The sequence below is a fragment of the Pseudomonas sp. TWP3-1 genome (assembly GCF_049896625.1).
GTDB lineage: Bacteria > Pseudomonadota > Gammaproteobacteria > Pseudomonadales > Pseudomonadaceae > Aquipseudomonas.
On sequence record NZ_JAFCUQ010000003.1, the window covers coordinates 136,310 to 156,258 of the forward strand.

The 19,949-nt window shown below is 59.5% G+C and carries 18 protein-coding genes; 8 read left to right on the forward strand and 10 right to left on the reverse strand.

Translation table 11 applies throughout. From position 1 onward, the window contains the following. Positions 1-68: 68 nt before the first annotated feature. A complete protein-coding gene (locus ACP7BN_RS05880; protein WP_426202413.1) occupies positions 69-1,568 on the reverse strand; it encodes an efflux transporter outer membrane subunit in 1,500 nt (499 codons plus the stop codon). 180 nt (positions 1,569-1,748) lie between these two features. Here ACP7BN_RS05880 and ACP7BN_RS05885 point away from each other — a divergent pair, with 180 nt between their 5' ends. From ACP7BN_RS05885 to ACP7BN_RS05900, 4 genes are all read left to right on the forward strand, one after another. Continuing rightward, entirely contained in the window at positions 1,749-2,717 is a 969-nt protein-coding gene (locus ACP7BN_RS05885) for a LysR family transcriptional regulator (RefSeq protein WP_420647699.1), read from the forward strand. Positions 2,718-2,890: 173 nt separating this feature from the next. Continuing rightward, on the forward strand, positions 2,891-3,319 hold the full coding sequence (locus ACP7BN_RS05890) for a hypothetical protein (protein ID WP_426202415.1): 429 nt from the start codon (positions 2,891-2,893) through the stop codon (positions 3,317-3,319). 604 nt (positions 3,320-3,923) lie between these two features. Further along, on the forward strand, positions 3,924-4,898 hold the full coding sequence (locus ACP7BN_RS05895) for a 2-hydroxyacid dehydrogenase (RefSeq protein WP_426202418.1): 975 nt from the start codon (positions 3,924-3,926) through the stop codon (positions 4,896-4,898). A 150-nt stretch (positions 4,899-5,048) separates the two neighbouring features. After that, positions 5,049-5,558: a DUF2165 family protein gene (locus ACP7BN_RS05900; RefSeq protein WP_426202420.1), complete on the forward strand. Its 510-nt coding sequence runs from the start codon at positions 5,049-5,051 to the stop codon at positions 5,556-5,558. 28 nt (positions 5,559-5,586) lie between these two features. Here the strand turns inward: ACP7BN_RS05900 and ACP7BN_RS05905 are convergent, their stop codons facing one another. Next, a complete protein-coding gene (locus tag ACP7BN_RS05905) occupies positions 5,587-6,489 on the reverse strand; it encodes a DMT family transporter (RefSeq protein ID WP_426202422.1) in 903 nt (300 codons plus the stop codon). A gap of 138 nt (positions 6,490-6,627) precedes the next feature. On the opposite strand from ACP7BN_RS05905, the gene ACP7BN_RS05910 reads away from it, so the two are divergent. After that, positions 6,628-7,503, forward strand: a complete 876-nt coding sequence (locus ACP7BN_RS05910) for a helix-turn-helix domain-containing protein (RefSeq protein ID WP_426202425.1) — start codon at positions 6,628-6,630, stop codon at positions 7,501-7,503. 217 nt (positions 7,504-7,720) lie between these two features. On the opposite strand, the gene ACP7BN_RS05915 is transcribed toward ACP7BN_RS05910, so the two are convergent. The 6 genes from ACP7BN_RS05915 to ACP7BN_RS05940 form a co-directional block, all read right to left on the reverse strand. Beyond that, the gene (locus ACP7BN_RS05915) at positions 7,721-10,150 is read right to left on the reverse strand and encodes a TonB-dependent siderophore receptor (RefSeq protein WP_426202427.1); all 2,430 of its coding nucleotides are present in this window, start codon (positions 10,148-10,150) and stop codon (positions 7,721-7,723) included. Between the two features lie 104 nt (positions 10,151-10,254). After that, positions 10,255-11,244, reverse strand: coding sequence for a FecR family protein (locus ACP7BN_RS05920; protein ID WP_426202430.1), 990 nt, complete (start codon positions 11,242-11,244; stop codon positions 10,255-10,257). Next, a complete protein-coding gene (locus tag ACP7BN_RS05925) occupies positions 11,241-11,807 on the reverse strand; it encodes an RNA polymerase sigma factor (protein WP_420647692.1) in 567 nt (188 codons plus the stop codon). The genes ACP7BN_RS05920 and ACP7BN_RS05925 overlap by 4 nt, the downstream gene beginning before the upstream one ends. Before the next feature lies 1 nt (position 11,808). Next, complete coding sequence (locus ACP7BN_RS05930; protein ID WP_426202433.1) at positions 11,809-12,135, reverse strand: DUF3325 domain-containing protein; 327 nt, start codon at positions 12,133-12,135, stop codon at positions 11,809-11,811. Beyond that, a complete protein-coding gene (locus ACP7BN_RS05935) occupies positions 12,135-13,721 on the reverse strand; it encodes a PepSY-associated TM helix domain-containing protein (protein ID WP_426202435.1) in 1,587 nt (528 codons plus the stop codon). Before ACP7BN_RS05935 ends, ACP7BN_RS05930 begins: the two co-directional genes overlap by 1 nt. After that, positions 13,718-14,023 (reverse strand): DUF3649 domain-containing protein, encoded by a 306-nt coding sequence (locus ACP7BN_RS05940; RefSeq protein ID WP_420647689.1) that lies wholly within the window; start codon positions 14,021-14,023, stop codon positions 13,718-13,720. Before ACP7BN_RS05940 ends, ACP7BN_RS05935 begins: the two co-directional genes overlap by 4 nt. Before the next feature lie 171 nt (positions 14,024-14,194). On the opposite strand from ACP7BN_RS05940, the gene ACP7BN_RS05945 reads away from it, so the two are divergent. The 3 genes from ACP7BN_RS05945 to fecA all read left to right on the forward strand — a co-directional run bounded on the left by ACP7BN_RS05945 (position 14,195) and on the right by fecA (position 18,040). Then, positions 14,195-14,689: a sigma-70 family RNA polymerase sigma factor gene (locus ACP7BN_RS05945; protein ID WP_426202437.1), complete on the forward strand. Its 495-nt coding sequence runs from the start codon at positions 14,195-14,197 to the stop codon at positions 14,687-14,689. Next, complete coding sequence (locus tag ACP7BN_RS05950; RefSeq protein ID WP_426202439.1) at positions 14,686-15,615, forward strand: DUF4880 domain-containing protein; 930 nt, start codon at positions 14,686-14,688, stop codon at positions 15,613-15,615. The genes ACP7BN_RS05945 and ACP7BN_RS05950 overlap by 4 nt, the downstream gene beginning before the upstream one ends. 91 nt (positions 15,616-15,706) lie before the next feature. Continuing rightward, positions 15,707-18,040, forward strand: coding sequence for a TonB-dependent Fe(3+) dicitrate receptor FecA (fecA, locus tag ACP7BN_RS05955; RefSeq protein ID WP_426202440.1), 2,334 nt, complete (start codon positions 15,707-15,709; stop codon positions 18,038-18,040). A gap of 287 nt (positions 18,041-18,327) precedes the next feature. Here fecA and ACP7BN_RS05960 read toward each other — a convergent pair whose 3' ends face one another. Next, entirely contained in the window at positions 18,328-18,735 is a 408-nt protein-coding gene (locus ACP7BN_RS05960; RefSeq protein WP_426202442.1) for an HPF/RaiA family ribosome-associated protein, read from the reverse strand. Positions 18,736-18,936: 201 nt separating this feature from the next. Then, on the reverse strand, positions 18,937-19,884 hold the full coding sequence (locus tag ACP7BN_RS05965; protein ID WP_420647684.1) for a LysR substrate-binding domain-containing protein: 948 nt from the start codon (positions 19,882-19,884) through the stop codon (positions 18,937-18,939). Positions 19,885-19,949 lie beyond the last annotated feature (65 nt).

The window sequence follows — 19,949 nt, forward strand, 5'->3', positions numbered from 1 at the left end:
ACTCACAGGATTTTTGGGGCCGCTTCGCTGCCCAGCGGGAGCAAGCTCCCTCGCCACAGGGGGTAGTTTCAACGCAGGAGTGCCGGGGTTTTCGGGGCTTGGGTTTGTTCGGCGGTTGGCGCGTCGTTGCCGGCGTCGAGACCTCCGCCCAATGCAGTCACGAGTTCCGCGTGAGCACTCAGCCGCGCCGCCTGCACTTGCTGCTGCACTTGTTGCTGTTTGAACAGCAAAGTCTGGGCGTTGAGCACGTTGAGGTAATCAGTGAGCCCACGCTGATAAGCGATCAGCGCAATGTCGTAGGTCTTCTGCGCGGTGGCCACGGACTCGGCGGCGAATGCTTGCTGCTTGTCCATCGATTCGCGGCGGATCAACTGGTCGGAGATGTTCTTCAGCGCATTGATCAGCGTCTGGTTGTAATGCGCCACGGCGAAGTCGTAACCGGCGGATGCTTCACCGAGTTCAGCGCGCAATCGGCCGCCGTCGAAGATCGGCAGCGAGATAGCCGGACCGACGTTGTAGGTGAGCTTCTTGCCAGTCAAAAACTCCAGCGCGCCACCGCCAGTGGCCATGTAACCGAGGCTGCCGACCAGATCAACGTTTGGATAGAACCCCGCGTGTGCCACATCGATTCCGCGTGCTTGCGCCGCGACTTGCCAGCGACTGGCGACCACGTCCGGACGCTGGCCGAGCAGTTCGGCCGGCAGCGCCGACGGCAGTTTCAGCGCAGCACCGAGCGCCAAAGTTGGCCGTTGCAATTGCGCGCCCTCCCCCGGCCCTTTACCTGCGAGGGCGGCGAGTTGGTTGCGGCTCAGGGCAATTTCCTCGTCGAGCGCATCCAGCTGCCGATGGGTTTCCGGCAACGGCGTTTGCGCCTGGCTGACTTCGAAGTGCGTGCCGATCCCGCCGTTCAAGCGCTTTTGCGCGAGATCGAGAATCTGCTGTTGCTGCCTGAGCGTCGCGGCAACGATGTCGCGCTGGGCGTAATGCAGCGACATCTCGATGTAGGCGCGCACGACGTTGTTCTGCAATTCGAGTTGAGCCAGACGCGCTTCGGCAGCGCTCATGTGCGCCAGATCCACGGCACGTTCGCTGCTGTTCTTTTCCCGGCCCCAGAGGTCGAGGGCGTAACTGAAACCCAGCGCTGCGTTGTTGTCCCAAGTGGTGGTGGTGGCCAACTCGCCCGGACCGTAGAACTGATCGGTCGGCCAGTTGTGGCGTTTAAGCGTCGACTCACCGTTGATCTGCAACGACTCGGCGGCCTCGGCAACGCCGGCCAGGGATCTGGCCTGACGCACCCGCGCGGCGGCCATCGCCATGCTCGGGCTGCCTTGCACGGCCAGATCAATCCAGCGATTCAGTTGTGGGTCGCCGTAGGCTTGCCACCATTGCGCAGTCGGCCAGTTTGCATCACGGGCGGCGTGGGCGATGGCCTCGTCGGTGGCCAGTGAATTGGCTTCCAGCGCCTTGCCCTGCGGGGCAATTCCTTGGGTACCGATGCAGCCGCTGATGAACAGGGTAAAAGCCAGAACACTGAGCGGCATAAGCGCTCTGTTGATGCGACGCGGCACTGCTGCGAATTCCTGAGAGGGGAGATGTTTCGAGGTGGGCGCAATTCTAGGGGGGCGCCTTTGCGGCGATAAGCTGGGATTCCTGTGAATCTTTGTTACCGTTAACGCGATAATCCCTTGGTCGGGGTCTCAGCCTCGAAACTTCGTGTCACAATTTGCCATCTGCCTTGAGAGCACCCCATGGACACTTTGCAAAACATGCGCGCCTTCAGTTGCGTGGCCGAAGCCGGCAGCTTCACCGCCGCCGCCGTGCAACTCGACACCACCACCGCCAACGTTTCGCGCGCGGTCTCCAACCTTGAGGCCCACCTGCAAACCCGCCTGCTCAACCGCACCACACGGCGCATCGCCCTGACCGAGGCTGGCAAACGCTACCTGCTGCGTTGTGAACAGATCCTCGCCTACGTCGAAGAAGCCGAAGCCGAAGCCAGCGACGCCCACGCACGCCCGGCCGGACAGCTCAAAGTGCACACCATGACCGGCATCGGCCAGCACTTCGTGATCGACGCCATCGCCCGCTACCGCAAGACCCACCCGGACGTGACCTTCGACCTGACCCTGGCCAACCGCGTCCCGGACCTGCTCGACGAAGGCTACGACGTGTCCATCGTGCTCGCCAGCGAACTGCCGGACTCGGGTTTCGTCTCCCAACGCCTGGGCATCACCTACAGCATCGTCTGCGCCTCCCCGGCCTACGTGAAAGCCAACGGCTGCGCACAAAAACCCAGCGACCTGCTCAACCACGCCTGCCTGCGCCTGGTCAGCCCGGTGATCCCGCTGGAAAAATGGGCCTTCGACGGCCCGGAAGGCCAGGAAATGGTCACCATCAACAGCTCACCGTTCCTGGTCAACTCCGCCGACGCCATGAAAACCGCGATCACCAGCGGCATGGGCGTCGGTGTATTACCGGTATATGCGGCGATAGAGGGCCTGCGCAACGGCACACTGGTGCGGGTAATGCCCAACTATCGCTCGCAAGAACTGAACCTGTACGCGATCTACCCATCGCGGCAGTATCTGGATGCGAAGATCAAGACCTGGGTGGAATACATGCGTGGCTCGTTGCCGGAAATACTGGCGGCGCATCAGGCGGAATTGGCGGCGTACGAGTTGAGTGGGAGTCTGGCGGGCGCGCGGGTTGCGAATTGATTATTGGCGGCGAGTGCTGGAAATTCACAGTAGTCGCACTCGATTATAGCGATCAAGTCTAGCCAACTGTCATTTCTGACAGTTGGCAGGATAGTTCTTCGACATGACACTTTGTGACGTAATTTCATAGTTCATTCGAGGAGCATCACCTATGTTCGCTGATATCAAAACACGTGCAGACGTTGGCACTCTTGCCGCTCAAATTCACGGATTCAAGTTTCCCGACTTTCAAGGTCAGGTCTCGTTTTTTTTTCGACGGCGATTCCATAGGAATTTATCTAATCGCCAAGCAACAACTTAGTAAAACCGAATGGAATGAAATTGGTCTCGTCGTTTCTCAGGACATCCAGGCTATACGCTATGAGCTACCCAACGCTGCCGTTAAGATCGCCCCCAACTTTCGAGAAGTCTGGATGGATGAACACGGTGAAACTCACAGCAGAAACTACGTAACCGACAAGAATTCAGGTCATTTCACCGTTAAAAAGTTTGATCGAAAGACAGGTGAATTCGAAGCCGAATTCAACGTCAGTGTTTTAGATGAAGGCAAAGGCCACCAAGCAATTGGCAAAATCAAAGTCGATAGGTGGAGCGAAGTTTAAAGGCGGAAAACATCAATTCCTCACTGCCGTCATCACAGTAGGCAGTGAGGTTCACAATGGTAAATGCCCCCTCACCCTAACCCTCCCGAAACGTCGGACCGCCCAGAGGTAGAGGGGACTGACCGAGGAGCCCACAAGAAATACGCCGACGTGAAATACCGAGTCGATTTCAAGTTTTGAAAAGCCCATCACCATTATTTCCCCCCAGCGGCGAAGCCGCCCCAATCAACACAATGAGCGTTAGCTCGCGTACCGCTCTTGATCTCAAGGCCCCGTCGGCCGGCTGAGTGGAGGGGTTCATCCGGGGGGAACATCGAGAGGAGGTGCAGCGCAGCAAACCGGAGGCGATGCCCCGGATGAACCCCGGAGCGAAGGAACCCCGAGCCCCGGCGAGCGGGCCGAACGTTGGGGCAAAGCCTTTTGCTTACTTTTTGGCGTTTGAAAAAGTGAGTCGCTGTAAAAGCGAAACCGCCAGCGCCCGCACCCGAAGGAACGGATATTCACTCAAACACCCCAAAGCATGGTCGGCCCAGAGGCCGCCAAGACAACACAAAACAGAAATGTTAGCTTGCTTGGCACCCAGACGCCCGACGAGTCCTCAGCAATGAAAAAAACAGTCCTGGCCTTCAGCCGCATCACCCCACCCATGATCGAACGCCTGCAACAGGACTTCGACGTCATCGTCCCCAATCCGAAAAACGGCGACATCAACGCCCAGTTCAATGAAGCCCTGCCCCACGCCCACGGCTTGATCGGCGTCGGGCGCAAACTCGGCCGCGCACAACTTGAAACCGCCGCAAAACTCGAAGTGGTCTCCAGCGTCTCGGTCGGCTACGACAACTACGACCTCGCCTATTTCAACGAGCGCGGGATCATGCTCACCAATACCCCCGACGTGCTCACCGAAAGCACCGCCGACCTGGCCTTTGCGCTGATCATGAGCAGCGCCCGACGCGTCGCCGAACTGGATGCCTGGACCAAGGCCGGCCAGTGGCAAGCCAGCGTCGGCGCACCATTGTTCGGCTGTGACGTGCACGGCAAAACCCTGGGCATCGTCGGCATGGGCAACATCGGCGCGGCCATCGCCCGCCGTGGGCGCCTGGGCTTCAACATGCCGGTCATCTACAGCGGAAACAGCCGCAAGACTGAACTCGAGCAAGAACTCGGCGCACAATTTCGCAGCCTCGATCAACTGCTCGCCGAAGCCGACTTCGTCTGCCTGGTAGTGCCGCTCAGTGACAAGACCCGTCACCTGATCAGCCATCGCGAGCTGGGGTTGATGAAGCCGGGCGCGATTCTGGTGAATATCTCCCGAGGCCCGGTGGTTGATGAACCGGCGCTGATCGAAGCGTTGCAGAACAATCGCATTCGCGGTGCAGGCCTGGATGTCTACGAAAAAGAGCCGCTGGCAGAATCGCCGCTGTTCCAGCTGAAAAACGCTGTGACCCTGCCACACATCGGCTCGGCAACCAATGAAACCCGCGAAGCCATGGCCAATCGCGCGCTCGCCAACTTGCGCAGCGCCCTGCTGGGTGAGCGACCGCAGGACTTGGTGAATCCGCAAGTCTGGCGCGGCTGAATCAAACAGGGCAAGTACAGCACTGTACTTGCCCTGTTCAAAGTTTGCAGATACATACCTTGCAAACCAACCTGACACCGAAATAGTGACTACCGCTATAAACTCTCCTGACTTATCGAAACCACGATAAAACAATGGAGAACAATATCCGTGAACACATTGAGTACCGATCAATTAATCCGTTATAGCAAAATACTCCTGATGGCTTACATCAGCTTCTTCGGCTTGCTGGTGATGTACAGCAACTTCACCGACTACGCTTCCAACTATGAGTATGTCGGACATGTTCTGAGCATGGATACGACCCTGGTTAATCCGAACATACGATATCGGGCGATCGAATCACCGATGATGCACCACCGAATCTACTGGTTCATCATCACCATGGAAGTGACCTACACGGCCTTTTGCCTGCTAGGCACCTATCAACTGTTTCGAAAGCGCAATGACCCTGCAGAAATGTTCCACGATGCTAAAAAATTTTCAATTATCGGCCTGTTAATCGCGATATTTATTTATTACGTATGCTTGCAAATAGTTGGAGTTGAATGGTTCAACATGGACACTTCAAAAACCTGGAACGCCAAGGACTGGGCGCGGCACATTGTCGATTTCATGTTGCCGCTGCTGATTTTTATTGCACTGAAAACCGAGCGCTGAACGTGGAGCGCTCAATTTCCTGATTATCTCAGGCCAACTTTCCATGACTCGAAGCAACCGGGGGGCGTGGTTTACGAAACACCAGCACATTACCCAGCATCACCAACACCAGACCGCCCAGCGCTGGCGCTGTCCACTGGTAGCCTTCGGCAAATGCCGAGACATTCAGCGCCACCACTGGGAACAACACGGTGCAGTAAGCGGCGCGCTCCGGCCCCATCCGGCCGACCAGCGTCAGGTACGCGGTGAAACCGATCACCGATCCCGGGATCACCAGATACAGCAGCGCACCGACGTAACGCGGTGACCAATCCATGTCAAAGGGAATGCCTTTGACCAGACACCACGCCGTGAGCATCGCCGCGCCGTAAGCCATGCCCCAGGCGTTGGTCGTCAGCGGTTTGAGACCGGCCTTCTGTTGCAGGCTCGAGAGCATGTTACCGGCCGAAAAACACAACGTGCCGCACAGCGCCAAACCGAGGCCGAGCAAGGTTTGCGGGGTGGCCTGATGCCCGGCCAGTTCCGGCCAGAACAGCAAACCGAGACCACCCAGCCCCAGCGCGCCGCCCATCAGCACATTGCGTGCGATGCGCTGGCCGAAGAACACCCGCGCATTCAGCGCGTTCCACAAGGTCGCGGTGGAAAACACCACCGCTACCAGACCGCTGGGGATCCATTGGCTGGCGGTCAGGAAACACATGAAATTGACGCAGAACAGGCACAAGCCCTGCGCCACGCAGATCACATGCCCGCGACGGTTCATCGGTTGCAAGCGCCGGCTCAACAGCAACAGAACGAACAGCACCAACGCGGCGAGGCCGAAGCGATAGACGATCGACACCGGAATCGCCACCACGCCCAGTTGCCATTTCAAGGCAATCCAGGTGGTGCCCCAGATCAGCACGGTCAGCAGGTACAACGACAGGTTCATGGTGGACACTCCTCAATTGGCGTTCAGTGTCCGCCCGCGGTGTTCGATCGCACTTGCATAAACTTGCGCTTTTGTCGGCGCGCAGGCTGGCAGCGCAGGGCCTACGGAGTAGGATGCAAGGCGATGGAGAGAACCAATATGGCCGCCCTGGATTCACTGCAAGTCTTTCAAGCCCTCAACCGCTCGCCGAACGCTCGCCTTGTGCACAGCGCCGAGCTCGGTGACGGCTTGTCTGCCGCTTTGTGGACCAACCACCACGACGCGCAGGAATACGAAGCGCCGAGTCATCACACGCTGTCCTGCTATATCGCGGGTGGCACTGGCACATTTCGCCGAGGTCAGCCGGGCCAAAAGGGTGGGCCGGACAAGCTATGCATTCTGCCTGCCGAGCATGAATCCGGCTGGGTGATCAACGGCGATATCCGCCTCGCGCATCTGTACTTCAGCGCCGAACAGTTTGCGGTGGGCTGTGTGACCTTGCTCGATCGCGAACCTCGCGAATTGCAGTTGCGCGAGCAGACATTTCTCGATGATCCGCAACAGGCCAAACGCTTTCGCCAGTTGATCAGCCTCAACTGGGATGAGCCGGGCGAGCGTCTGCTGACCAGCAGTCTGGCGCATGAATTGATCAGCCATACGTTGCTCAGCCAAGTCGGGATTCGTCAGGGTTTGCGCCTGAAGGGTGGACTGGCGGCGCATCAACGCCGACAGTTGGTGGAGTTCATCGACAGTCAGTTGGCCGAGCCAATCAGCCTCGGGCAACTGGCCGGTTTGTGCGCGTTGTCGGAATACCACTTTGCGCGGATGTTTCGGATGAGTTTTGGCTTGCCGCCGCATCAGTATCTGCTGGCACGCAGGTTGAGCCGGGCGCGGCAGTTGTTGCGCGGGACGCGGTTGCCGTTGGGGGAGATTGCGCTGGCTTGCGGTTTTGCCAGTGCCAGTCATTTCACTAACCGGTTTCGGCAGGTATTGGGTGGGACGCCCGGCGAGTATCGCCAGGCGTTTTTGCGCTGAAGCCTTTTCCCCTCACCCTAGCCCTCTCCCAAAGGTAGAGGGGACCGATACGGGGATATTGGGGAAATACGCCGACCTGAACGTGCCGCGCTGAATCCATAATCGCCTCGATCTTTCAGGTCGATGTACAACGCCAGACACCTCGGTCGGCCCCCTCTCCCTTCGGGCGGTCCGACGTTTCGGGAGGGCTGGGGTGAGGGTAGCTTTTGATCTGCCCTCAGAACTCCAGCGTGCTCGAAAGCGAAACCTGCCGCGAATCCCCCATCGACACAAAAAACCGGCTCGCCGAAGACGTGTAATAAGTCCGGTCAAACAGGTTCTTCACGTTCAGTTGAAACTTGACCTTCTGCCCTTCGACTTTGGTGTCGTACGTAGCAAACGCGTCAGCCACGGTATAGCTCGGCAGATCAAAATCATTCACCGCATTGCCCGCCCGTTCACCGACATAACGCGCACCTGCGCCGACGCGCAATTGATCGCCGCCAAGCACACTGCCGAAGTCATACACCGCCGACAGCGAGCCGGTATTCTTCGCCACGTTTTGCAGTCTCTTGCCTTTGTAATCCGGATCCTCGGTGACTTCAGCATCGGTGTAGGCGTAGCTGCCGATCATGCTCCAGCGCTCGCTGAGCTGGCCGCTCAGATCAACTTCCAGACCGCGCGAACGCACTTCACCGGCCGCGCTGTAAATTGTCGTCGGTCCTTCTGAGTTGGCTACCAGCACGTTGCGTTTCTTGATGTCGAACAACGCGATGTTGCCAGTGATGCTGCCCGGCATGTCGAGGCGTGCGCCCAGCTCCCACGACTTGGCCTCTTCCGGCGCAATGCTGCCGTCGAGTACGGTGCTGCTGCCGCTCAGCGGGGCGATGGTCGAGTTGGGTTTGAACGATTCGGTGTAGCTGCCGTAGAACGACAACGCGTCGGTGTAGCGATACACCAGACCTGCGCGCGGCACCCATTTCTGGCCGTTGCTGTCGGTGTTGGCCTTGAACGGCACGCCTTTGCCAGCGTACTGGTCGTACTCCTGAAAACGTCCGCCAGCCACCAGAATCCACTTGTCGGTGAGGTGGATCGAGTCCTGCAAAAATATCGAATCGCTGCGCAGTTCATCGGTCTGTGCGCTGTCGGCGGCACTGACGGTGCTGCCGGCGACTTCGCGGCCGTAGACCGGGTTGACGTAGCTGAAGGTGCTCAGGCTTTTTTGGCGGATCAGGTCGGCACGGTAGATCTTGCGGTACTCGTCGTCGACGCCGAACACCAGGTCATGCTGCATGCCCAGCACGTTGACCTTGCCTTCGAGGCTGGCAGTGGTGAAACGGTCGGTGCTGATCGCGTTTTGCGTGCCGTCCATGCTGCGCGTCAGCGTGCCTTTTTTGGTGTCGATCGCAGTCACGCGCACCTGGCTCGCATCGTAGGTTTCGCGGTTCCAGCTGTAGCCGAAGTGCGCTTTCCAGTCGTCGTTGAGTTCGTGATCGGCCTCGAAATGGTACAGATCCGAACGCCCTTCCATGTCATTGAACGGCTCGTCGAGGCGCTCGTTGCGCGAGATGTCCAGCGGATGATTGGTGCGCGGATCAATCACCGTGCCCCGGTCGAACGGAGTAAGAAATTCGCGATGCTCGTAAGCGAACAACAGCTTGGTGCGTTCGCCAAACCAGGCAATCGACGGCGCGATCAGCGATTCACGGTGGGTGCCGAAATTGCGCCAGTAATCTTCGTCTTCGTGATCGAGCACCATGCGGTAGGCAAGGCCGGAATCGCCCAATGCGCCGGTGCTGTCGAAGCTGCCGCCACTGCCATTTTTGCCATCGCCGTAGGTCGAGCCGCGCAAGGTCAACGCGTTGTATTGGGTCAGTTCAGGCTTCTTGCTGACCATGTTGACCACGCCACCCGGGTCCTGGATTCCGTAGAGCAGCGAGGCCGGGCCTTTGAGCACTTCGACGCGATCGACCGTGGCGTTCATGCCGCGTCCCTGCACCACCGGCATGCCGTCGCGCATGATCGAGCCGTTGCGGTTGTCGCCAAAACCGCGCGTCATCACCGAGTCCTGGGTGCTGGCCAACGTGTTGCCCTGGGTGATGCCGCTGACGTTGTCCAGCGCATCGTCGAGATTGCGCGGTGCCTGATCGCGGATGACCTGGGCCGGGATCACGTTGATGGTCTGCGGGATTTCCTGCAGCGAAGCCGAAGAGCGCATCACCGACGTGGTCGCCGGCGGCTGATAGCTCATCGACGAATTGACCTGCGAAGTGATGGTGGTGGCGCCGAGGGTCAGCGCACCGGCAGTCGGTTGCGGTTCGAGGGCGAAGGTGTGGCTGTCGGTGCGACGGAAGTTCAGGCCCGAGCCGCTCAGCAGACGTTGCAGCGCCTGCTCGGCGCTCATCTGACCAGTGACCGCTGGCGCAGTGAGACCGTACGGCGCTTCATCGGTGTAAACCACGCTTTGGCCGGTCACGCGGCTGAAGTCGCTCAAGGCCTGCGGTAGCGGTTTGGCGCTCAGGGAAAAACTGAACTGCTTCTGCGGCTGGCTGCTGACGGTTTCCGCGGCGAGAGCCACGCTCAGTGGCAACAATGCCATCGCCGAAACGCTCAGCACTGATGCACCGAACCACTGTTTGACCGAACCCGATTTTGCCCTGGACTTCATTGCTAATGACCTGTGTAGAACCGCAACGGATGCGAATGACTCGCAGTTTCAGTCACTACACGGATGAGCTCCGGGTTTACCTCACTACAATTGTGAAAATATTTTCAGCGCAGGATGATCAGCGTTCCGAGTACCTGATGCTGCTCGAATCCCAACACCCCTTGCAGCGAACTCAGAACCGCCTGCGGATCCTTGCTCGGGAAACTGCCGCTGACCTTGCGCGCCGCCAGTTCATCGTTGAGCAGCACGATTCGGCCGGGGTAATGACGGCGCAGATCCTGCACGACGTCGGCCAGCGTGGTCTTGTAGTAAGTCAGCCAGCCCTGACGCCAGGCCAGTTGCGCGGCGCTGTCCACGGCATGCAATTTTTCCGCATTGCCCTGGCCGTACGCGACTTGTTGGTTGGCGGTAAGAATCTGTTGTTGAGCGCCAGGGGTTGCGCTCACGCCGACGCGCCCGGACAGCACCGAGACTTGCGCACCCTGCGGTTGCAGACGCACTTCGAATTGCGTGCCGAGCACGCGCGCCTGACCTTTCTCGGCCTCGACCACAAACGGCTCGCCAGTGTGGGTGACGGTGAAAAATCCGGCGCCACGGCGCAGTTGCACATGGCGCTCACCGTGACTGAAATCCACCGCAATGGCGCTGTCGGCATCCAGCGTCACTTGCGATTGATCGGCCAGCGTGACCGTGCGGATTTCACCGGGAGCCGACACGTAATCGGCGCCCAGATCATCGACCCAACGCTGCGGCTGCCAACCGCTGCCGAGGCTGATCATGAGCACCAGACACGCGGCCATTGCCAGCGCTCCAGCCCAACGCCGAATCTGCGGACGCCGCGGTCGATCCATCGCATTGAGCAACGACTGCAACGCCAGCGAATCTTCATCGGCCAAGGTGCGCGCCGGCTCTTCGCTCAGTTCCCAGACCACTTGCGCCTGGGAGTAGGCCTCGGCGTGGGCCGGATCGGCGCGCAGCCAATGGCTGAACGTCAGTTGATCGCCAGCGCTTGGGCGGTCGTGCAGCAGGCTCAGCCAGGCCAAAGCGGCCTGCTCCTGCGCGGGCGTCGGCGTGACGCGATCCATGTGATTCACGGTGCTTTCCTTCGCATGCGTGGCGCGGGTTCGCGCAGGCTGGCCTTGCAGGCCTCGAGGGCGCGCATCATATGTTTTTCCACGGCGCTTTGGGACAGGCCCATGGCTTTGGCGATCTCGGCGTACTTGCGCCCGTGGATGCGGTTGAGCAAAAAGATCTGTCGCGTGCGCTCGGGCAAGGCGCGCAGTGCCGCCTCGACATGGCGCAAATCGTTGCCTGCTTCCAGCGCCGCTTGCGGTTCGCTGGCGCTACTGTCAGGTTCATCCGGTTGCCAGCCTTCATTGACGCGCACCCGCGCGCCTTCACTGCGCAAATGATCGATGGCGATGTTGCCGGCACAACGCAAAAGATAGGTGCTGAGTTCTTCGACCTGCACCAGCGGCCGGCGCCAGAAGCGCAGAAACAGATCCTGCACCAGATCCGCCGCTGTCGCCCGACAGCCGACGCGCCGGCTGACCAACGCTTCCATCTGCGGGCGCTGCGAGAGAAACACCTGAAGGAAATGCGCACGCGCCCCGCTCGGCTCATCGTCGCGCGATTCCGGGGGATGGCTGATCAGCATTTCAGTTGAATGCCCATGCAGCGACCGGGCTGGCCAGCAGACTCACGCCCGCCAAGGCGAGCGCCAGACGGGGGCGGTACGGCAGCAACAGCACCAGCGCCAAAGCGCTGATCATCAATACGGCGAACCAGTCGACCAGACCGAAGCTCCAGCCGTTAATGCTGACTGCTGCCCACAGCGACAAACCCAGCAGCAACCATCCACCGAGATGCAGAGTGCGCCGACGCTGCGCAGTCGGCTTGTTGCCGAGCAATTGATCATGGTGACGGGGCATCGACAGACACAGTGCCGTGAAGCCGGCGTAACACAGCAAGAGCGCCAGCAACATCAGTTGACCCCTTGCTCAAGGGTGATCGGATGAGATTTTTGCGGGCGTGTTTTTTTCACGCTGACCGACTGTCCGGCGCGCTGCATTTTCCATGCGGCCCATGCGAGGAATACCCCGGTTGCCAGACAGGTCAGGTCGAAACCGGCGAGCGTCCAGTCACCATTCGCCAAGGTCACACCGAGGTGATAAGGCGTCAGCACACTCAGCAACGGCACCGCCGCAAATAACGCGCCACCGAACAGAAGCTGCTCAATCCACGCCTTGCGGCCCGGTCGCAACAACGCATGGACCAGGCTCAAACCCCAAGCGATGAAAAACGCATTGACCTCCCAATCGGCACGCCCGGCCAGACTCACCGGCAGCAGACGATTGGCCCAGAAGAACACCGCCACTGCTGCGACCAGCCCGGACATGCTGGCGATGTTCAGCACTTCCACCAGCCGCAATTCGAACGGCATCACAGCGCTTTTCGCGTGTTTGAGCTGACGTTTGCCGAGCCAGATCACCAGCCCGGTGCCGATCATCGCCGTGCCGGCCAGACCGCAAATGAAGTACATCCAACGCAGCACGGGCGCGGCGAAATGGCCCATGTGCAAACCGTAGAAAGCGCCGGCAATCGCCATCGGCACGCGTTGCTGCGGCGTTGCGCTGAGGACTTGTCCGGTCACGCCATTGAAGGTTACGGCGCTGCCGGAGTCGTGAACAACGCGGTCGGACCCGGCGCGCGACACCACCACCGATGCATTCACATCACCCGGGTTATTGACGGACACGCGCCCGACATTGCCGCCCGACCACCGCTCGCGGGCCTGAATCAACAGTGGCGTCATTGGTGCCAGATCTGCCGGTTGATTGGCCCGCTCGGGAACATTGGAAGCCGGGAAAACCTCGTCGTAAAACGCCCGGGCGTTGCTGCCATAGGAGGCGAGAATGCTCGCCGGCATGACCATCGACATGAAAATCACCAGGCTGCTGTAAGTGATCATCAGATGAAACGGCAACACCAGCACCCCCACCGCGTTATGCCCGTCGAGCCATGAGCGCTGACCTTTGCGCGGGCGGAAGGTGAAGAAGTCCTTGAAGATTTTCTTGTGGGTGATGATGCCGCTGATCAGTGCGACGAACATCACCATCGCGGCGATGGTCGAGAGCCAGCGGCCCCATGGATAGGGCATTTGGAGCTGGAAGTGGAAGCGGTAGAAAAACTCGCCGCCCATGCTTTCACGGGCCTGCACTTCGGCGCCGGTCTGCGCGTCAAGGGTCTTGCTGGTGAAGCGCCCGCGTTCGCCGGGATTGGCTGGCGTTTGCTGCCAGCGCACGGTCAGGCCGGGGTCGCGGGCGTCGGGCAAGTCGATCAGCCAGCGTGACGCGCCGGCAGCATTCTGTTGCAGATAGTGTTGCGCCAGATTCAGGCTGGCTTCGGCATTCAGCGGGCGTGCGGGAATTTCCGGCTGCATCCAGTGACTGGTTTCATCCTTGAAATACGCCAGCGTGCCGGTCAGGAAAATTGCGAACAGCAACCAGCCGAACACCAGACCGGTCCAGGTATGCAGCCAGGCCATCGACTGGCGAAAACCCTCTTTCATGCGTAACCCAATCCGCGCGCAGCGCCGGAGACCGTAGCCAGAATCACACTCGGCACCAGTAAACCAACCCATGCCGACCACGGGCTGCGGCAGGCGAAACACCAGAGCACCGCCACCAGATACACCAGAAACGAAACCGTCATGCCGGTCACCACCGCCTCGGCGCGGCTCAATGGCAGCCAAAGGGTCAGCGTGACACTCGCCAGCGCCGCGACCAGATAGCCGCCAAACACCGCCGCCAGCACCCGCGAGGTGACGGCCAGACGATAGGACATGGGAAGTGCGGCGAGTTTGGCTTTCATGTTTCGACCCTGAAACGAAAAACGTCCGGCCAACGAAGCCGAACCAACAGACGGCAATACTAATGATAAATATTCTCATACGCAAAAGCGTTTGATTGCCGCGCGTCGCCTCGACACCCTACAATGCGAACCGTTCTTGTTCTCTAACGCACGCCCAATGCGCCCGGAGTAATGCCGTTGCCACCCGCCCATCCTGTCGAATCGCTCTATCAGGCCCACCACAGCTGGCTCAACGGCTGGTTGCGGCGCAAGCTCGGCTGCCCGGAGCGCGCGGCGGATCTGGCGCAGGACACGTTTATCCGGGTGCTGACCGCTCGCGAAACACCGGTGATTCTCGAGCCGCGCGCGTTCCTTACCACGCTGGCCAAACGTGTTCTGTGCAATCACTACCGCCGCCAGGACCTGGAACGCGCCTACCTCGACACGCTCGCGCAGATGCCGGAAATGCTTGCGCCCTCGGAAGAACACAAAGCAATCATCCTGCAAACCCTGCTCGAGCTTGATCAGTTGCTCGATGGCTTGCCGCGTCCGGTCAAACGCGCTTTTTTACTGGCGCAGATCGATGGCCTGACTTATCCGCAGATCGCCGCTGAGTTGGGAATTTCCGTGGCCACGGTGAAACGTCATCTGCAGAAAGCGGCGCTCCGCTGCTACTTCGCCCTGTGAATCCGCCGATGGATTTTTCTGCGCAGGTCGCCGAACAGGCTGTGCATTGGTTGCTTGAGATGCAGCAAGGACAACTGAGTCCACGCCAGCAACTCGCGTGGCAGCAATGGCTCGATGCGCACAGTGAACATCGCCGTGCGTGGGAGCATATTCAGCGGGTCAATTCGCGCTTGCGTGGATTGTCGTCGCCACTGGCGCATGCGGCGTTGAATGCGCCGAAGTCCGGCAGCCGACGTCAGGCACTGAAACTGTTGCTGATTCTCGGTGCCGGCTCGGCCGTGACCTGGGGGGTGCGCGAGCAGAATCCATTGCCTTCGCTGCTCGCCGATTACCGCAGCCCGCTGGGTCAGCGGCGCAAAATCTCGCTCGGCTCAGGCGGCCTTTTACAGCTCAACACCGCGAGTGCCGCCGATGTTCGGGATGGTGGACTGATCCGTCTGCTCGAAGGCGAAATGTACCTGAGCGCCACGCAATCCTTTGAAGTGCAGACAGCCCACGGTGTGTTGAAGGCTCAGGGCGCGCGCCTCAACGTACGCCAGTTTGCCGAGCGCACGCAGGTCGCGCTGTTCGAAGGCCGGGTTGAACTGGTTGCGCCCGATCGTGCGCCGCTGCTGCTGCCGGTCGCCCGGCAACTGAGTTTCAGCACAACGACGGTCAGCGAAGCAAAACCGCTGGATGCCAACAGCGGCGCCTGGACTGACGGCATGCTGATCGCGGCACACATGCGTTTGGGGGATTTCCTCGACGAACTCGGGCGCTACCGTCGCGGGCAGATCAATTACGATGCGAAAGTTGCCGAACTGCTGATCTCCGGCAGTTACCCACTGGACGACAGCGAGCGGATTCTCGATCTGCTGCAAATCAGTTTGCCGGTGAAGGTGCGGCGATTTACCCGCTACTGGGTCAACGTCGAAGCCAGCGTTTGAATCCACGCAAAAATAAATGAGCCGTTTTTCAGATCTGGCGTGACAGAGAAGGAAAGCCCCCTTTGATTCAACCTTCTCAGGATCGTCCTTCATGCAGCCCACCCGCCTCACGCCTCTGGCCCGCACTCTGCGCAATCTCATCCTTGGCGCCAGCCTGAGTTTCAGCGTTCTGCCGCTGGCGCACTCCGCCGACAGCCAGGCTTACCACATTGCCCCTTCGTCTCTGGAAAATGCGTTAAACCAGTTCGGCCGTGAAGCCGGCGTGCTGATTTCTTTCGGCTCGCAAGTCACCACTGGCGTGCAAAGCCGAGGGCTGGAAGGCAGTTACACGCCGGAACAAGGTCTGAACGCGCTGCTCGAAGGCACCGGCCTGCAAGCCCGCGCCGAGGGCGGCAATGCTTTCAGCCTGCAATCATCGAACGATGCGGCGCTGGAGCTGGACACCTCGAAAGTCGTTGGCGACTGGCTGGGAGATGCGGCGCAGATCAACGTCTTCGAGCATCCGGGCGCGCGTGACGTGATCCGTCGCGAAGAGTTCGAACGCCAAGGCGCGACGCAGGCGCGTGACGTGCTCAACCGCATTCCCGGCGTCAATGCGCCAGAAAACAACGGCACCGGCAGCCACGACATGGCGCTGAATTTCGGCATTCGCGGTCTCAATCCGCGCCTGGCTGCGCGTTCCACGGTGTTGATGGACGGCATTCCGGTGCCATTCGCACCGTATGGTCAGCCGCAGCTGTCGTTCGCGCCGATCAGCATGGGCAACATGGACGCGGTGGATGTGGTGCGTGGTGGCGGCGCGGTGCGTTATGGCCCGCAGAACGTCGGTGGCGTGGTCAACTTCGTGACTCGCGCGATCCCCGATGAACCGACGGTCAAGGGTGGTTTCCAGACTGAAACCAGTCCTTCTTCAAGCCACGACGGCTTCAAGACCAGCGCCAACCTGCTGGCCGGTGGCACCAATGAAAATGGTCTGGGCGGCGCGCTGCTGTACTCCGGCACTCGTGGTGGCGACTGGCGTGAGCACAGCGATACTGAAATCGACGACCTGATCCTCAAGGGCAAATACCAGCTCGACGACGCCAACAGCTTCAACGCCATGGCACAGTATTACGAAGGCAAGGCGGACATGCCCGGTGGTCTGAACGTTGCCGATTACGACGCTGATCCGTATCAGTCCACGCGCAAGAAAGACCAGTTCTGGGGTCGTCGCACAATGTTCAATTTCGGCTATCGCTATCAGGAAGATCGCCGCGAATTCACCGCCAACACCTTCTTCACCAAGACCCTGCGCAGCGGCTATCTGGATCAGGGTTCGTTCCTGTCGCTGTCGCCGCGCGAGTATTGGGTGCGCGGTCTGGAAACCCGCTTCGCGCAAGGTTTCGACCTCGGCCCGACCAGCCATGAAGTAGGCGTTGGCTATCGCTACATCAACGAGGCCGGCCACGAGCTGCGTTATCGCACGCCGATTGCCAGCAACGAATACCCCACCACCGACAGCCGCAACGACCGCGACACCCGTGGCGGCACCGAGGCCAACGCATTCTTCATTGATGACCGCATCGATATTGGCAAGTGGACCATCACGCCGGGCGTGCGCTACGAGATGATTGAGTCGCAGCAGACTAACAATCTGACCACCGTCAAATACAAAGGCGACTACAACACCGCGCTGCCGGCGCTCAACGTGCTATATCACCTGACCGACAGCTGGAATCTGTACGCCAACACCGAAGGCTCGTTCGGCAGCGTGCAATACAGCCAGATGCCCAATCGCGTGAGCAGCGGCGAAGTGAAACCGGAGAAGGCGCGCACCTGGGAACTCGGTACGCGCTACGACAACGGCGCGTTGCGTGCGGAGATCGGTGCGTTCCTGATCAACTTCGACAACCAATACGAAAGTAACCAGACCAACGACTCGGTGATCGCTCGCGGCGAGACTCGTCATCAGGGCATCGAGACCAGCGTCAACTACGCGCTGGATGACTTGAGCCCGGCGCTGGCGGGTTTCGATGTGTACGCCAGTTACGCTTTTGTTGACGCGACCATCCGCGAGGACGGGCCGAACAAAGGCAATCGTGTGCCGTTCGCGTCGAAACACAAAGGCACTCTGGGTGTGGGTTACACCGAAGGCGCATGGAAACTGAATCTGGACAGCAGCTTCCAGAGCGACCAGTTTGCCGACAACGCCAATACCTCGAAGGAAAGCGCTGACGGCAGCACCGGCAAGATCCCCGGCTATATGTTGTTCAGCAGCCGTGCCGGGTATGACTTCGGCCCGCAATTGTCGGATTTGAATGTCGCGGTGGGGGTGAAGAATATTTTCAATACCCAGTACTTCACGCGCTCGTTTGATGACAACAACAAGGGTAAGTATGTGGGTGAGCCGCGGACTGTTTACGTGCAAACGTCGGTGGCGTTCTGAGGATTTAAAAGCCCCTCACCCTAACCCTCCCGAAACGTCGGACCGCCCGGAGGGAGAGGGGACTGACCGAGGTGTTCTTTCGAGGTACACCGACCTGAGATATCGAGTCGAACTCAGGTCTTGAAAAACATGAAGATCGGCTCCCTTTCCCCCTCGCCCCCCTGGGGGAGAGGGCTGGGGTGAGGGGGCTGGATCTCAAGCCTTGCGCAATTCCAACAACCCCACAAACCAAAACGGGCCTGCATCTGCAGGCCCGTCATCATCAGGTGAATTAAAGAATCAACGCATCAACTGTTAAGTGCTGCCTGCTCGTTCTCCAGAAATTCTTCCTCCAGCAACTTGTCGTTGGCTTTGCTCTTGAATGGCACTACCGCAGCACGTGGCTTGCCGCGCAGTTTGCCAAACAGATGATCCAGCGCGTGCTCGAGTTTTTCGGCTGCGCCGTCGATCGCCAGCTCCAGCGAATCGGCTTTATGGGTAACGGAAATCGGCTGATGACCTTTTGGCCGCGCTTCCAGTTGGCAGCGCAAATCATGCGGACCAGGTTTGTCACCGTTCTCGTCGCTCAGATGGACTTCGATACGGGTCAGGTCTTCTTCGTAACGTTCGAGCGTGCTCTCAATGGTGGTGCGTACCCACTCCTCCAGTCGTTGACTACTTTGAATATGGTTATCGCTGTTGACTTGGATTTGCATAGTTCATCCCTTATTTCAGCTAGCTCGCGAGAGGCCGTGAATATGGTTTTCGTGACCTCTTGATTACAACAATCGGCCCGACCACCAAACATTTCAACCCCTGAAAAAAGAAAAATATTCATTCGCAAAAAAAGCCGGACAACCACTCGCAGCGCTGGTAAGGTCGGGAGTTGGGTCGCCTGGTGATCTAGTAAAAAATAGTCACAATTGGCCATCACCCAACGGGTGCAAGCTGCGAAATATCCCCGCTTCTTCTACCAGCCAATCATGCACCGCACGCACACCCGGATGGCTCAACGCTCCCGGCGCGTAAAGCAGTACATAGCGTTTGTGATTGGGCACCGACAGCCCGAACGGCACGATCAATGTCCCCCGCTCCAACTCATCGTTAAGCAATGTGCGTCGCGCAATTGCCACGCCCATGCCGGCAATCGCCGCCTCGATGGTCAGGTGATTGCGATTGAACGTGTGGCCGCGCCGTACGTCGGCGCCTTCAAAGCCGATGGCATTAAGGTAAAACTCCCACTCCGCATATTCGTAGCTGCCGCGCCAGGCAGTGATGTCGTGCAGCAACGGAAAATGCAGCAGATCCGCCGGGCCATGCAACGGCGGCCGCCCGCGCAATAGACTCGGCGCGCACACCGGAAAAATCTGTTCATCGAGCAAGGCTGTGGATAACAGCCCCGGATAGCTGCCGTCGTTCAAATCGATGGCCAAATCAAAATCGCCTTCGTGCAACGGCACGCTGCTGTCTTCGGCCACCAGCCGCAGCTGAATGTCCGGATAACGCTGTTGCAAGCGTGGCAAGCGCGGAGTCAGCCACTTGCTGAGGAACGACGGAATCGAGCGCACGCGCAGAATCCCGCTGATCATGCCCGCATCCAGCCGACGCAATTCGGCGTCGATGCTGCCGTATGCCTCATTCACGGTAATGGCCAGTCGCTGGCCTTCAGCGCTCAACTCGACACCGCGCGCACGGCGATGAAACAGGCGCAGGCCCAGACGCTCTTCCAGTTGTCGGATTTGTTGGCTGACCGCACCGGGTGTGATGTGCAACTCCTCGGCACAACGGGTGAACGACAAGTGCCGCGCGGCACAGGAAAACACCTGCAGCCAGACGTAAGTCTGGGCATGCAATTGACGACTCATTATTTAGTCCTGCTAAAGGCTTGCTTAGGAAGTTTCGTTAGTCACGCTGTAGCGAGGTAGGCAGT

Excerpts from the sequence above, each read along its gene's own strand:
- fecA (WP_426202440.1), top strand. The coding sequence starts at position 15,707 with ATGCAGCCCACCCGCCTCACGCCTCTGGCCCGCACTCTGCGCAATCTC.
- ACP7BN_RS05925 (WP_420647692.1), bottom strand. The coding sequence starts at position 11,807 with ATGCTGATCAGCCATCCCCCGGAATCGCGCGACGATGAGCCGAGCGGG.
- ACP7BN_RS05960 (WP_426202442.1), bottom strand. The coding sequence starts at position 18,735 with ATGCAAATCCAAGTCAACAGCGATAACCATATTCAAAGTAGTCAACGA.
- ACP7BN_RS05945 (WP_426202437.1), top strand. The coding sequence starts at position 14,195 with ATGCCGTTGCCACCCGCCCATCCTGTCGAATCGCTCTATCAGGCCCAC.
- ACP7BN_RS05895 (WP_426202418.1), top strand. The coding sequence starts at position 3,924 with ATGAAAAAAACAGTCCTGGCCTTCAGCCGCATCACCCCACCCATGATC.
- ACP7BN_RS05930 (WP_426202433.1), bottom strand. The coding sequence starts at position 12,135 with ATGTTGCTGGCGCTCTTGCTGTGTTACGCCGGCTTCACGGCACTGTGT.
- ACP7BN_RS05910 (WP_426202425.1), top strand. The coding sequence starts at position 6,628 with ATGGCCGCCCTGGATTCACTGCAAGTCTTTCAAGCCCTCAACCGCTCG.
- ACP7BN_RS05965 (WP_420647684.1), bottom strand. The coding sequence starts at position 19,884 with ATGAGTCGTCAATTGCATGCCCAGACTTACGTCTGGCTGCAGGTGTTT.
- ACP7BN_RS05915 (WP_426202427.1), bottom strand. The coding sequence starts at position 10,150 with ATGAAGTCCAGGGCAAAATCGGGTTCGGTCAAACAGTGGTTCGGTGCA.
- ACP7BN_RS05905 (WP_426202422.1), bottom strand. The coding sequence starts at position 6,489 with ATGAACCTGTCGTTGTACCTGCTGACCGTGCTGATCTGGGGCACCACC.
- ACP7BN_RS05935 (WP_426202435.1), bottom strand. The coding sequence starts at position 13,721 with ATGAAAGAGGGTTTTCGCCAGTCGATGGCCTGGCTGCATACCTGGACC.
- ACP7BN_RS05885 (WP_420647699.1), top strand. The coding sequence starts at position 1,749 with ATGGACACTTTGCAAAACATGCGCGCCTTCAGTTGCGTGGCCGAAGCC.
- ACP7BN_RS05940 (WP_420647689.1), bottom strand. The coding sequence starts at position 14,023 with ATGAAAGCCAAACTCGCCGCACTTCCCATGTCCTATCGTCTGGCCGTC.